The sequence below is a fragment of the Rahnella variigena genome (genome assembly GCF_003610915.1).
Classification (GTDB): domain Bacteria; phylum Pseudomonadota; class Gammaproteobacteria; order Enterobacterales; family Enterobacteriaceae; genus Rahnella; species Rahnella variigena.
Window position 1 is genome coordinate 1,795,558 of record NZ_NSDJ01000001.1, and the last position, 13,741, is coordinate 1,809,298.

General features: G+C 45.5%; 15 protein-coding genes and 1 other RNA gene. 4 read left to right on the top strand and 12 right to left on the bottom strand.

The window, feature by feature from the left end:
• Positions 1-800: 800 nt before the first annotated feature.
• The 7 genes from CKQ54_RS08210 to CKQ54_RS08240 form a co-directional block, all read right to left on the bottom strand.
• Positions 801-2,300 (bottom strand): reverse transcriptase domain-containing protein, encoded by a 1,500-nt coding sequence (locus CKQ54_RS08210; RefSeq protein WP_120160900.1) that lies wholly within the window; start codon positions 2,298-2,300, stop codon positions 801-803.
• Positions 2,301-2,957: 657 nt separating this feature from the next.
• Complete coding sequence (locus CKQ54_RS08215; RefSeq protein ID WP_120160898.1) at positions 2,958-5,288, bottom strand: primase-helicase zinc-binding domain-containing protein; 2,331 nt, start codon at positions 5,286-5,288, stop codon at positions 2,958-2,960.
• A gap of 11 nt (positions 5,289-5,299) precedes the next feature.
• Positions 5,300-5,641, bottom strand: coding sequence for a DUF5375 family protein (locus CKQ54_RS08220; protein ID WP_120160896.1), 342 nt, complete (start codon positions 5,639-5,641; stop codon positions 5,300-5,302).
• Complete coding sequence (locus tag CKQ54_RS08225) at positions 5,638-5,901, bottom strand: hypothetical protein (RefSeq protein ID WP_120160895.1); 264 nt, start codon at positions 5,899-5,901, stop codon at positions 5,638-5,640. The genes CKQ54_RS08220 and CKQ54_RS08225 overlap by 4 nt, the downstream gene beginning before the upstream one ends.
• The gene (locus CKQ54_RS08230) at positions 5,898-6,422 is read right to left on the bottom strand and encodes a host cell division inhibitor Icd-like protein (RefSeq protein ID WP_120160893.1); all 525 of its coding nucleotides are present in this window, start codon (positions 6,420-6,422) and stop codon (positions 5,898-5,900) included. Before CKQ54_RS08230 ends, CKQ54_RS08225 begins: the two co-directional genes overlap by 4 nt.
• A gap of 13 nt (positions 6,423-6,435) precedes the next feature.
• Positions 6,436-6,666 carry a hypothetical protein gene (locus tag CKQ54_RS08235; RefSeq protein ID WP_120160891.1) on the bottom strand — a complete coding sequence of 77 codons (231 nt, stop codon included), beginning with the start codon at positions 6,664-6,666 and terminating at the stop codon, positions 6,436-6,438.
• On the bottom strand, positions 6,663-6,923 hold the full coding sequence (locus CKQ54_RS08240; RefSeq protein WP_120160889.1) for a helix-turn-helix transcriptional regulator: 261 nt from the start codon (positions 6,921-6,923) through the stop codon (positions 6,663-6,665). The genes CKQ54_RS08235 and CKQ54_RS08240 overlap by 4 nt, the downstream gene beginning before the upstream one ends.
• A 567-nt stretch (positions 6,924-7,490) precedes the next feature.
• Between CKQ54_RS08240 and CKQ54_RS08245 the strand changes: the two genes are divergently transcribed.
• Both CKQ54_RS08245 and CKQ54_RS08250 read left to right on the top strand, forming a co-directional pair.
• Positions 7,491-8,276 (top strand): hypothetical protein, encoded by a 786-nt coding sequence (locus CKQ54_RS08245; protein WP_120160887.1) that lies wholly within the window; start codon positions 7,491-7,493, stop codon positions 8,274-8,276.
• 9 nt (positions 8,277-8,285) lie between these two features.
• Positions 8,286-8,459 (top strand): ogr/Delta-like zinc finger family protein, encoded by a 174-nt coding sequence (locus tag CKQ54_RS08250; protein WP_244220253.1) that lies wholly within the window; start codon positions 8,286-8,288, stop codon positions 8,457-8,459.
• 307 nt (positions 8,460-8,766) lie between these two features.
• On the opposite strand, the gene CKQ54_RS08255 is transcribed toward CKQ54_RS08250, so the two are convergent.
• From CKQ54_RS08255 to smpB, 4 genes are all read right to left on the bottom strand, one after another.
• Positions 8,767-10,107, bottom strand: coding sequence for a hypothetical protein (locus CKQ54_RS08255; protein ID WP_120160883.1), 1,341 nt, complete (start codon positions 10,105-10,107; stop codon positions 8,767-8,769).
• Positions 10,108-10,175: 68 nt separating this feature from the next.
• Positions 10,176-11,363 carry an integrase domain-containing protein gene (locus CKQ54_RS08260; protein WP_120160881.1) on the bottom strand — a complete coding sequence of 396 codons (1,188 nt, stop codon included), beginning with the start codon at positions 11,361-11,363 and terminating at the stop codon, positions 10,176-10,178.
• Between the two features lie 192 nt (positions 11,364-11,555).
• Positions 11,556-11,919, bottom strand: a transfer-messenger RNA (tmRNA) gene (gene ssrA, locus CKQ54_RS08265).
• 49 nt (positions 11,920-11,968) lie between these two features.
• Positions 11,969-12,451: an SsrA-binding protein SmpB gene (gene smpB, locus CKQ54_RS08270; RefSeq protein ID WP_112288217.1), complete on the bottom strand. Its 483-nt coding sequence runs from the start codon at positions 12,449-12,451 to the stop codon at positions 11,969-11,971.
• 156 nt (positions 12,452-12,607) lie between these two features.
• Between smpB and CKQ54_RS08275 the strand changes: the two genes are divergently transcribed.
• Both CKQ54_RS08275 and CKQ54_RS08280 read left to right on the top strand, forming a co-directional pair.
• The gene (locus tag CKQ54_RS08275; protein ID WP_013576738.1) at positions 12,608-13,042 is read left to right on the top strand and encodes a type II toxin-antitoxin system RatA family toxin; all 435 of its coding nucleotides are present in this window, start codon (positions 12,608-12,610) and stop codon (positions 13,040-13,042) included.
• A complete protein-coding gene (locus CKQ54_RS08280; protein ID WP_120135277.1) occupies positions 13,035-13,319 on the top strand; it encodes an RnfH family protein in 285 nt (94 codons plus the stop codon). Before CKQ54_RS08275 ends, CKQ54_RS08280 begins: the two co-directional genes overlap by 8 nt.
• Positions 13,320-13,396: 77 nt before the next feature.
• On the opposite strand, the gene bamE is transcribed toward CKQ54_RS08280, so the two are convergent.
• Positions 13,397-13,741 carry an outer membrane protein assembly factor BamE gene (gene bamE / locus CKQ54_RS08285; protein ID WP_112288172.1) on the bottom strand — a complete coding sequence of 115 codons (345 nt, stop codon included), beginning with the start codon at positions 13,739-13,741 and terminating at the stop codon, positions 13,397-13,399.

The window sequence follows — 13,741 nt, forward strand, 5'->3', positions numbered from 1 at the left end:
GAAAGCCAAAGTACTTAACATGATTGTTTTAATTTAAATCAGCCTTAAAGATGCTTACGTTTTTTTATTTAAAGCTTCGACGGTGTACGTGGAGCCTTACCCTATTACGTACAAATTACGCTGTGGAAATCAGCGTGATCCATGTTGGACTAAGAAAATCCTGACATTCCGCTATTTCTTGAACAGCTCAATAATGAATTCACATCGGCAGCCCCTTTTTTCAGAGTTACCAGGACAAATTGGAGGCACAAAAAAGCCCGCAGGGCTTACGCCTTGCGGGCTTCCAGGACTTCGTTGGATGGCTCTGGTAACCATCAACCAAGAATTTGGTGGGCTGGGGGAAGTTGAGGAAATTAGCTAAATTAATTTTTTAAATAGTTAATTACGAATTCAGATTTGTGGTGTATACCTAAACATATACCAATGCAGATTTTGACTGGGATTCATTACTACCAACCACGTTAATTCTGCACTACTAAACCCATCGAGAGTGGATGGGTTCTCAAGTGTTTATTGGACGATTGCAGGCACCCATATTGGGAACTTCACAAATCACTATTTACCGGTATTTTTAGCTTTGTAACCATCAATGGTGTGGCGAACTCATTGTGCTTTATACGGCTGACTATCTCGCCAGCGTTACAGCGGAGATCAGAATTCAGTTCAAATGGGCGCTGTGGCTTCATTTCATAAGTGATAGCTGACCGTCTGCTGAGAGCGAGGAGTAGACATAAGGCCGCCAGCACGCACTATCAAAGCCACAATAAAAAGTTGATCTCTTGTTAGACGCATACATTCGTTTATGCATAGTCATAATTAAGTGATTCAGGGTTCATAACTCTCTCAATACCTGATTCTTCCAAACCTTTCTTCAATGCCTTATGTATTAGTAGAAAACTCGGAATCTCAAGTAGGTTTTTCCCTGATATAGTATATTTTGCACATCGTGTCAAAAGTACTTTTCTCGATGCATTAAAAGGAAAACTATGTGAGCGGCTAAAACCGTGGGTAGCAAGTAATTTGCAACGTAACCTTAATGCTCTATGTACTACCGATAACACCCAGCCATCTAGTTGAGTTAATTGTTCAACATCATCTACGAGCGGATAAAAACTCATGACACCCTTGAAATAAATTCTCTTCGTTCTACCTGATAGGTAATCTTTTATTTGTTTATTGCTCAACCCCCCATACATATAGCGACGAATCTCACATATAGCGGAAAGGAAATTTTTATCTTTGTCATTTGCCGGTATTACTTGCCCAGCTAATGAATTCTGTTTAAGAGGCTGAATTAGGTTTCGGTAAAGAATATATGATATTTGTTTTTTTATTTTCTTAAAAGATTTTTCTTTTATCGATACATTATCAACTGAAAGTGTATATCCTAAAAAATCAAGACTGGTTTTTGCCACTATTTCCGCAGGGTGTCCATCTTTAGTCAATAAAGATATGCCGTCTGATTTTTTTGGATTTATTTCCACCCCTGCACTTTTGGAAAAGTCATTGATTTTTCGAAAAGTGTTACATATTTTTGTGTATTCAGGTGACCAAGCAATTGTATCGTCAGCATAGCGTGAAAATTTCACGCCTTCCATTTCAAAGCTTTGGTCAAGCTTCCAGCATGTCAAGTTGGCTAGAAATAGGCTTATTGATGTCCCCTGAGGAATTCCAACCTTATTACCTTTTAAAAAAGATTTAATAACAAATCTCTCTTCAGGACTTATATAAAATCCATTCTCTGAAAATTGTTTATTTAAAAAATCATGTGAAATTGATCCAAAAAAATCTGAAAAATCAAATTCGGCCAAAAATGTTCTTTCATTCCTCTTTAGATCCACAGATATGTCTTGAATAGCAAAGTGAACGTTTCTATCATTCCTGTATGCGTAAGAAAATGAACTAAATCGATGTCTATTCTTAGCTAACAGTCTATTGAAAAATAGCTTTGATATTGCAGCATCAGGTATTTGATATATGGATACTCTTCTGATGCCACCATCAGGCTTATCAACTTCTTTCATAAATGGTTTGTTAGGAATGTAAGTTCTCCGCTCTATTTTATTAGCTATAGAACGAGCAATGCTTTTATAGTTGGATTTGACGTAGAATGGATTAAATTTCCTATCAATCCTCCAATAGTCAGGAGTATGTATTTTTTTTGATGGTGCAGAATCACCTAAGCGATTTTTATTTCTTTTGGAATTTATATGAACTCTATTGTGATATTCATGATAGCGTTCAATGAGCTTTTCTGCCTCTTCACGAATTACCTTTTCAATCTGAATCTCTAATTTCATAAGTCCCTTAAACAAAAAAGCCTGAGTTGAACTCAGGCTTTCCCACGGTATCAACCCAAGTAAAAGTAAGTTATCACATGGTTGGATAGGTTTTGATACCTTTCCCCCGTCAGTGTGATTCATCACAGCTGAAGACCAATTATTTCTAACTGGTAGAAGGCAATACCGTTATCCCCACAGGGGAGTAAAATGTATGATAACTAGTTTCAAAAAAAATGCAAGAATTGTAACCCATAAGCCTTAGACCTTATTCCACAGGAATCAAAACCAATGGATAAATTCAGTTTCGCTGATTAACTAAATTATTTCAGGTATCGGCTTGTTCCAGTATCACCTTCTGGTACATGCCCTACTCTCAAATTGGATTTCATTCAGAACATCGCAAATATTCCCTCTCGAAGGCTAATGCCCTGCCTTCTGACCGTGGGTCAAAAATAACTTAGTCAAGCAAATGCCCGAAAGTCATAAAATTTAGCGTAATAAAAGATTTATAGTTAAAACTAGTCACACTGTTCACTTTTGCATTTTTTGCATTTAATTTCATATTGTTAGGTGGTGCTTGGTTTATTCCTAACTATCCATAACTCATCACTTGAAAGTGACCAGTCGCCATTTCAGGGATAAAAAAACCGGCCTGAGCCGGTTTTAATGTGAACGCTAAGGTATGCCGCACTTCGGTAGCCAATCCGCCTCGGAGTCTTCACTTAATATCAGGTTGGTTTGCATCCCCTGATTGGTCTTACGCTTCAAAAGCTCAATCTCATATTCTCTCAGCGTTTGCGGCACGCCCCGACCAAAGGCCGTCAGGCTCATAGGGCGCTGATGCCCTCGCGCCTCCATAAAAGACAGGTATGCGTGATAGAGATACTTGCGCGGGTTAGCCGGAATAATGTTGGCGTTGCCAATATAAAGGCCGTTTGGTGTGCTGACAGCGAGCAGGTAACCGCAGAAATCTACCAACGGATCGGCACTGCGTTTTATTTCCAGTGCTTCATCGGAATTCTGCTGTTGCTGTAACAGCTCGCGTGCTTCATTAGGAACGGCAAAGCGTTGCATCAGGTGGCGAACGATGACGGCCAATTCCTGACCTATTTTCTCTATCAGTTGTGGATCTCGTTCATTCGTGGGTATCACCTCGGGGAACGTGATGATCACGCGCCTACGCGAGACACCGCCGCTGCGGTCACTGAACTGCATTGGATTATTGTTCACTGCCAGAATAACCGCCGGAATATGTGTTGAATAAGCATCACGATATTTCGGGTCAATCGCGACTGCATCGCCGCCGGTGATTGCCTTAATCCCTGCACCGTCACCGCTCCACTTCTCCTGGTCGGGTAACACAATCAATGAATATCCCACCACAGAAGCACGCTCACGTGCGGATTCCAAAGTCTCAATGCTTGCGGAAGTGGTGTTGTCTTCTCCCGCTAGCATGCGCGCTATGGCTGCCATGACGCTTTTACCGCTGCCGCCGGGTCCTGTCACTTCAAGGAACAATTGCCAGTCATACCGGTTCGCCAGAACCATGAAAAGCGCCGCGAGAATGCGCTCTTGCTTATCGCTTTGTTGGTTTGCCGCCCGCGTCAGCCATTGCCAGAAGTTAGGGGCATGCTCTGCAAGGTTTTCACCGGCTTTAGGTTGTGTGTAATCAACACTGTTTACGGTTCGCAGCCAGTTGTTTGGGCTGTGGGGACTAAAATGTCCTGTGGTGGTATCAAATACCCCATTGCGGAACCCTATCAATCTTCTCGCTGGTTTCCCTGTTTGAGGCACCATCAGCTTCAAGGTATCAATAATCCCGCTAATACCAGGTGCAGAGAAGGGCGCGCGGATTTTTTGAAATAAAGCGGCGATCTCTCGGCTAAGAATGCCGTGGGGCAATACTTGCCACGCGCCATTCTCATAGCGGCAGAGGTCTTCACCCATCAGCGGTACCGCTAACCGTTGTTCATAATGGGTTATTAATAGTTCCGCTTTCTCGCTTGCGCTCATGGATTTAAGGTCTGCGTCACTGACCGTATCGAAAGGACTCTGTGGGGATTGCTGAGTAAAGGCGCGAAGCTGTTTCAGCGTATTGTCACGACCTTCCTGCATGAATACATCGTTCCAGTCACCGGCGACCAAGGGGAGCGTAACCTTTCCGCTGACCAGATTTGCGGCTTCTTTCGCTTTCTTCTGTCCTGTGCCGTTCTCATCATTATCTGCCGCCATAAGCAGCAAGGTGTCAGGGTATTTCTCACGCAGGCACTCAGCCAGATGAGGGAAGTTATTGGCACTCAGTGCTACATACACGGTTTCGCCCGTCAGCGCATGTATTGTCAGACCGGTTGCATAGCCTTCTGCCATCCAGATAACAGTGTTGTCGCTCCCTTCAAAATGATGAGCGGAGCCGGTAACCTGCCCACCCGCAAGCATGCGTTTTTCTCCCGACACGTTAATGAGCTGGGTGTTGACCAGGTTGCCTGACAAATCATAAAGCGGAATGATCAGGTCACCCGCCGCGAAATCTACGCCGCCCACGCGCAGGCCGCTGCCATGCAACGTTAGCACTTCCTTATCAACCCAGCCTTTTTTCTCCAGATAGGCATTCCCTGCCGCTTTGCGGGCGGCATTCACCAGCGCTTTCGCCTGACCGGCTGCCTTCTGGCGGGCATCGTCTTTTTGCTGTTGTGCAGCGGCCTCGTCGTGATGAACTGGAAGAGGCAGAGCCTCTCCCAGAATCTCAGCCACCTTCACGGCGGCTTCTTTCGTAGTGATATCCAGTGTTTTAGCAACCAGATTTAATCCGTCACCGGCACCGCAATGGTTGCATATCCAGGTGCCTCTTCCTGCCTGATTATCGAAACGAAAGCGGTCTTTGCCCCCGCAAACGGGGCAGGCTGAATGATGCCCGTGAGGGGCAACGGTTATACCCAGCGCGGGCAGAAGCTGAGGCCAGCGCCCTGTCGCGGCGCTCACGGTGTTTTGAACAATCATTTGTGTCATGTGCGCCTCTGTTAGTGCAGCGTGGTTTCAGGAGTGGTGTGAAGACAAGGCCGGAACAGCTCGTCCATCATGGATTCTCCCAGCTGTGTCAGGCGGGGTTGCGCTACCAGAATATCGGGCTGCACCATATCGCGGAGCATGGCGCAGGCGATGTCCATACCCAGCTTTGCGCCGTGCTGGCGGACGTAGTAACTTTCGACTTCCTTCGCGATGGTCATTTGCAGTTCATCAAGCGAGTAGCCGGTTTCAACGCCGTAGGCGGTACAGGCATCGAGATAAGCCTGTGCCAGGGCGCGCCGGTAGAGGGCTGTGAGCACTTCAACCGGCAGGCAGGATTGCTGAGTCGTATTCATTCGTAGACATCCTCCATTTGCGTTTTTATGGCGGTCTCGCAGGTGTCTACCACTTTGCCAAGCTGGTCAGTCAGCAGCGCAACAACGGAGGCCATGGAATTCAGCTGATCGCCGCTGGGTACATGCCCGAAGGTGTCCTGTGTATCAAGCATGTCGAGGAACATCACGCCGACGTTGTGCGCGTGTTGTAGGCGCAGGAAATCAGCATGCGGAATAGGGTAATGGGTGTTGGGGAAATAGAAGGAGGCGAGCTTATTCATGCGGCCTCCTGAGCGGGCAGGCGACCGGCAAAGCACAGCACATAGTCGCGGGCAAACTGGCGACGGGCAGAATGTTCATTGTCAGCGGCGGAGCGCAGCATACAAATCGGCGCTTTAGGTTCAGCACGGCGAACGGCGGCGAACAGGAACGTAAATTTAGGATGTAAGGATGCGAGGGCAGTAGCCAAAATATTGGCCTCCATAGTTAGCTGGTTACAGCTACCACCGAAGTTTCCACGCTTATGGGTGGTAGCCCAGACGGGGGTGGAAATACCGGTAACTATGTAAACCGGCCAGCCCGAAGGCTGCCCCGCCTGAGCCACCATTGCTTGATGAGCACAGCGGTTAAGAAACCACTGAGCAGATAACAGGTGCGCTAAGGCCGCGACATAAAAAAACACGCAAGGCGCGTGTTGTGTCGCCATAGTTAAACTCGGGTTTCCACGCCCGGCTGCCGATTTTGCGGCAGCACAAAAACTATAGAGCAGGGGCTCGCCAGAGAAAAGCCTTTTTTGAATCATTAGCCTTTTCTCCTTAGCAATCGGTCAGGACTTGATCGGACTGCTGCGGATTTGATCGGAAGTGTGAATCATCCTCAGAACTAACGCTTTCGGCTGTCACGGATAACACGCCCAGGGTATTGCTGGTAAATGCAGGCAAAGGGTTCTTTCTCCCGCAGGCGGCAGCCATCAGGCCTTCAGCCAGATAGGCCGCCTCTTGTGTATTGAGCTGGATATTATGATGACCGACAGACAGAGAAATCATTGCATTGTCTCCTGAGCGCGTGCGGCGATGCGGTCATTCATCCAGCTCTCAATCTCGGAGGCCAGCCAGGCCACATTCTTGCCACCGAGAGAAATCTGGGCAGGAAATTGCTGACGGCTGATTAAGTCGTACAGGGTTGAGCGGGACAGGCCGGTGGTGTGGATCACTTCAGGCAGTCGCATAAAGCGATCGCGTGGGTACGCGGGTGGCATAACAGGGGCAGAAGACGGGGGCGTATTTTGAGCAGTGGAAAGCATTGTGCTACCTCATATTTGTATCCGGCTGGACGCGACCAGTACCGGCGGTTTCGTTAAGTAGCCCTCTATTTTGAGAATATTTTTGCGTTTGGCAACAAGGTCTTGCGCTCAAATCCCTTGAAAAAAAATGCTTGTTTTTTCAGATAATACGAGGCGGCGTGAGACCAACTGCCTACAGTTGCCTACAAATGCCTCCAGTGACATGCTGGTTATTTACCAAACAATGATTGAGTGGTTTTGGTTATTAATAAACTCATTTCTAATAGGAAAAAAAGATTAATTTATTTTTGGCTAGCCAGAAAAAGGGCTTTTGTAGAAGAGAACAGTAGTGAACAGTGAGTGAATACCTAGATGTTAGGTGTTCACTACTTAACTTAATGATTTTACTACTTTATATTTGAAAGTGAACAGTGGTGAATAGTATTTATAGAAATCTAAACTCTCTTCACTTGTGTTCTTTACCTTCCGGCCCGTTGTACCAGCGCTGACCAAACGCCATCAAATAGAAATGTTGTGCCAGCCTCCCCACAATACCCTCACATTGACAACACATTGCTGAGGTATGCCATGAAACCCGATTCAACCAAAACCGTCGAAGCCGTTATCCAGGACTTTCTTCAGGTCAAAGCCGGTCACAACGAAAAACCATCATCAGGAAACGCTGAAGGCGATATCCAACACTTTGAGCAGGCCAAAGCGGTCTTTGCGAAGAAAAAGCAGGTACTTGATGAAATTGAAAGTTCGATTGCGCGATGCGCCCAGGAAAAAGAAACGGCGAACAGCGAAATTAAAGAGAATGAAGTTAGCTGGCGTTCACGTTTTCGCAAGTCACGCGGGATTATGACCGACGAGCTCAAGAACGCGCACAGTCAGCGGGCAGTTCAGCAGGGATTAGTCAAAGAGTTTGATGACCTGATTGAGGAATTAAATGTCGAAAAGCAGTCGGCAATGTTGGGGTGTGCCAGTGCGGGGCAGAAGTTGATTAGTGCACACCGCAGCGCACTAAATGCCTATGCTGACCATCAGTGGCGACTGGCGATCAATAATCTCAGTCCAGCGCTAGTTCGTGCGGTAAAGCTGAAAGTGCTGGCGTTATCCAACGTCAGTTATCAGGAAACACAAATGGGTCACTATGTTGAGCCCGCTAAAATTATCAGCAGTGAAATTGGGAGCGCGCTTGTCGGTGCGGCTCGCATAGGGCAGTTCAAGATGGATGCAGAACCAGTGCTGGAGAAAATAGGGATATATTCCCCTGCGTTGCCTGGCGTCGATGAAGCGCTATTACAAAGTCCTATAAAAAGGGAGTTACTTGCACGTAAGCTGGCAGAGCGTGCTGCTTCAAAGAAGGAGTAACAGCAAATGATGCGCTGCCCGCTTTGCAGCTCTGTTTCTCACATTCGCACAAGCCGTTATATCACCGAACAGACAAAGGAGGCTTATTATCAGTGCACCAGGCTGGCATGCTCATGCGCATTTAAAACAAATGAAAGTGTCAGTAAAATCGTAAAAAGAGAAAATATGAGGCAGAAAATATAAATTTCGGCTCGCTTTCGATTCCCAAAAAATAATCTCAAGTGCCGCTTTCGAATAAGGCGGCATTTTTCATTAATGCAGTGCAAACCGTCCCTCCTTACAGCCTTTTCTCTGGCTAGCCTGTACTTATGAGCCGTGCATGCATAGGGTGCATGGTTTTGCATGCAATGCAAAGCGCTCAAAATGGCTCAAACCCCTTGCTACACTGGCTTTCAGAGGCTTTACTCCATGCATTAAAACCAGCGAGCTAAGTCAGCTGCGGGCAGGCGGGGAGAACTGCGCGCGCGATGGTGGTAGTGTACTACTTGGGTTATTTCTTAGCCTGCCATAGAAAGTAAAAATCGTTTGAGCGTGCTTCATTTTTACCCTTTAGGGTCTTACTATAATCAATTAGGGTGCTTACAACAGCGGCTCCCCCACCTACCGCTGCAAGAAGATGGCTAATATCGTGTGGCAATATGCCAGAATATAACCCAAATGAAACCGTACCCGTACCTATTATTAATTTGTCTTTAATTCCACTCCTTGTCTTTTCTTTCCAATCTTTAACTTTCTTCTCAATGATATGTATTTCTGGAAGTATTTGATCTCTAAAAGCATCGGATATATCTTTTTGATTCCAGTCAGCGCTCTTCCTAAACATTGTGTTTATCTTGTCTCTATATACATTAAAAGCTTCTTCTTCTCTGTTTCTTAGATCTAGAATATATTCTAAGTTTCTGCTTTTAATAGAAGGCAAATAATGTTTTAAAGCTTGGTTGAATGAAGTTGAATTGGCCTTGTAAACTGGGTTGTTTAATTTACTTGCTATATCCATTTGAATCTGATTATCGCATAAGTATGATGTTCCATAGAAAGCTGAATGCCATTCTTGATCTGAAAGATCCTTTATTAGAGGGGTTATTATCAATCTTAAAATATGCTCGTTTTTTATTTCATTTTTTGTGAATACATACGGCATTTCTTTGGTGCATAGATGATCAATGTAGTCGCCAAATGGCTCCATAAGATGAAAGTATGAAACACCATGTTCTATAAACTCTGTGGAGCTCTTTATTTCAAAAAACGGTTTTTTATCATGCGTTAATGATAGTGTGACCTCGCAAGTATCCAGCAAAAAATCATGTAGTAAATTATAAAGTTTATCCTCTTTTTGTTGTATTTTTTTAGCAATTGGCTCAGCAAGATTAATACGATGATTGTTACAAAGTGAAACCATGTTCTGGGCGTATTTAATTATCCCTCTTTTAATTAGTGGTTTTAGATAGATGTAATTATATATCCCAGATATTATTTCATGTCTTGCTGTTAAGTTAATGCCCCCACGTCCCCTTAGAACAATCTCTTCGAACGGGTTCTGAATATAAACTTCATCTGAATATAATGAGGAAAATGATGCAAGTTGATCAAGTTTGTTTAATCTACACTCTGAAGCAGCACATGGGAAACTACCACCACTTAAAGATGAATTTGCAATAAATGAAAAATTCTCATTAGGTTTACCGTCATATCTAAAATAGTATCTTATGACTAAGTTTAAGGTTTCTGCAAATTCATAGATAAAATCTTTATCTGCGTTCAATAATGTTCCATCAATATTACCATTGACACCTGCTTTTATAACATCTTCAAATTCATCAATAAAATCCATTTATAACCCCTTGAAGAAAAAAATTTAATTACGTATTGTCAAAGTTAGACAACTAACGGATGTTAGTTTTAAACATAAATCTCATTTCCCCACCACGTCATAAGCTTTTTCCTTTGCTCAATATATGTAGAACGGTTGTAGGCTTTCCTAACTTCATTTTTATCACTATGCGCTAAAGCTGCCTCTATTACGTCAGAGTTGAATCCTGCTTCATTCATGGCTGTGCTAGCGATAGAACGTAGGCCGTGGGCAACGAGCTTTCCCCCATACCCGATACGTTTCAATGCTGCATTCGCAGTTTGGCTGTTCATAGGCTTACGTGGGTCATTGCGGCTAGGGAAAACGTACTGACGATTACCACTTATTGGACGCATGATTTCCAACAACTCTAAGGCTTGTTCCGACAACGGGACTATATGGTCGCGCTTTGCTTTCATACGTTCTGCCGGAATACACCACTGCTTATTCTCTATATCGATCTCTGACCAGGCTGTTGCCGATGCTTCGGCAGGGCGTATTAACGTCAGTAACTGCCATTCAAGCAGGCAGCGGGTTGGTATTGATAAATTGCTCATCGAAATGGTGCGCATTAGCTTGGGCAGTTCTTCGGGGCGTATTGTGGGCATGTGCTGCTTCTTCGGGCGTTCAAAAGCGTTACCGATTCCTGAAGCAGGGTTGGCCTCAATCAACCCAACATTGACGGCATAAATCATTATCTCATTTATGCGTTGCACCAAACGCCTGACAGTCTCCAATGCTCCCCGCGCTTTAATTGGTTCTAAAACTTGAATCAGGGTGCGAGCCTTTAGCTCCTGTACAGGAACATTTTCAATACTGGGCAGGATGTCTTTCTCAATAGAACGCCAGATATCTTTAGCGTGGTCAGCGCTGACGTGACTTTGTTTCAGCTCGAACCATTTACGTGCCACATTTACGAAAATACTTTCCTGAGCAATTTGGAGCTTCTCTGCTTCTTCACCAGCTCTTGCTTGCGGGTCAATCCCTCTGACTAACATCGCAAGCTTTTCTGCACGCACTTCTCTGGCATCAGCCAGTGAAAGAGCAGGATAAGCCCCGAGGCTAATCATGGTGCGTTTTGAAGTGCCAGGCACCTGGTAGCGAAAGCGCCAAATTTTCTTGCCGGTGGTTTTGACCAGGAGAAAGAGTCCGTCACCGTCATGCAATGTGAGATCTTTATCGGTGGCTTTGGCTTTTTGTACTTCGGTGTGGGTGAGGGGGCGTGTAGTCCGCGCCATGCAAGGATCTTCCCTAATTGGTATACGTTTATTAGTATATATCTTAGCGTATACCAATTCGTATACCAATAGACGCCGGTTTCAGGCGGATCTTCTCGGACTTCTACAGACACAAAAAAGCCCGCAAACCTAGAAGGGATGCGGGCTTTCAGGACTTCTCCGGACTTATCTGGTAATAACCGGATCATTATTTGGTGGAGCTGGGGGGATTTGAACCCCCGTCCGAAATTACTACACCGTCGGCACTACATGCTTAGTCCAATCTTTACATTCGCCGGTTAGCTGCGGATGGACACGCCACTAACAAACTATCCTGATTGGGTTTAACGCTTTCACCCCAGGCAAGGTGTCCACGCGATCTCTTTTGGGTTTGACCTCTCTTGATCCCCGTCCTAAGAGCGGAGGCTAGGGAGAGAGGGCTCTAAGCAGGGTATTAAGCTGCTAGGGCGTAGTTTTCGTCGTTTGCGACTATTTTTTTGCGGCTTTTTACGAGGCAAACCGCCCCTCGGCATGCTCCTTGGGCTTCGCAAATCCCGTCGAATCCAGAATCAGCCCCAAGTACTATTACGCAGTATACCAGAAAAAGAACACGCTAAGCCAGAGACTTAGCGGTTTGAATTCTTCATGATACGTGCTTTGTCTACTTTCCATTCACGATCTTTAATGTCATCGCGCTTGTCGTGCTCTTTCTTACCTTTAGCCAGTCCGATCTTCACTTTTGACCAGGCATTTTTCCAGTACAAGGAAAGCGCCACGACGGTGTAACCATCACGACTGACTTTTCCGAAAAGCGTTTCTAATTCTCGCTTCTTCAGCAGTAATTTTCTCGTACGGGTAGGGTCGCAGACGATATGACTCGACGCCACGTTAAGAGGTTGAATGGTTGCGCCAAATAAATAGGCTTCACCGTCGCGGAATGTGACATAGCTGTCAGAGATGTTTGCTTTACCAGCGCGCATCGATTTGACTTCCCATCCCTGCAAAGCAAGCCCCGCCTCGATTTCATCTTCAATGAAATATTCATGGCGAGCGCGTTTGTTCATCGCGATAGTCGCGGAACCGGGTTTATGTGCTTTTTTCTTTGTCATAGTGATACTTATTATACTGTAAGCGATGCCGAATGAAATCCCCACGCTGTCAGAGTGGGGTGTTTTTGCTGTTTGTGGCGAGCTGTGCTTCGTAGTTTTTATTACCGCGCGGATAAATGGTATTATCTGTACGTTTTATGACACCTGGAAAATGATATGCCACAGATAAGTCGTTCTGCGCTTGTACCCTTCAGCGTGGAGCAGATGTACACCCTGGTTAATGATGTCGATGCTTATCCGCAGTTTCTGCCCGGTTGTACCGGCAGCCGCATTTTAGAAAACAGCGATACGTCCATGACCGCCGCCGTTGATGTTTCGAAAGCGGGCATCAGTAAGACTTTTACAACCAAAAATACGTTAATCAGCAATAAGCGCATTGATATGCAGCTGGTTGATGGTCCTTTCCGCAAACTGACCGGAGGATGGGATTTCATCGAACTTAGCCCCGACGCATGTAAAGTTCAGCTTAGCCTTGATTTCGAATTTACCAATAAATTGATTGAGTTAGCGTTCGGAAAAATCTTTAAAGAACTGGCAGGCAGTATGGTTCAGGCGTTCACGCTGCGCGCAAAAGAGGTTTACAGTGTCTGAGATCCGCGTTGAAGTCGTCTATGCACTGCCGGAACGTCAGTACCTGCGCACGGTGAAACTGGAAGAAGGGAGCAGCGTGGAGCAGGCGGTCAAGGCTTCCGGTTTGCTTGAGTTACGCAGTGATATCGATTTGAAGCAGAATAAACTGGGTATCTACAGCCGCCCGGTAAAACTTGCCGATACGGTAAATGACGGAGATCGTATTGAGATTTACCGGCCATTAATTGCTGACCCGAAAGAGTTACGGCGGATTCGCGCCGAACGTTCTAAAAAATAAGGCGCCTCAGGCGCCTTATTTTTTTACCCTGAAAGATGATTTTTGGTAGTTACCAGAGACCATCACACCGGGGCGATTTATTTTTGATCGCTCAACTTCGGTTTGTTGTCGATATTGGTCAGTTCACCCGCCTGGTTGAAGGTCAGCGTCAATGTTTGCTGTGTTACACCTTCGTGGCCTGGCTCCTGACGGAACACGTAGAACCAAACATCACTGCCAAACGGGTCGTGCAGCATCGGCGTGCCAAGAACATAAGCAACTTGTTGTTTAGTCATACCGGTATGAATTTTTTGAACATCCGCAGGAGATAAGTAATTCCCCTGGTTGATATCAGGCCGATAAACCACCTTTTCCAGAGTGGAACAGCCCGCAGTAAGCATTACAAGAGCTACAGCGGCGGCAGTTAGCGTTTTACAGCGCAT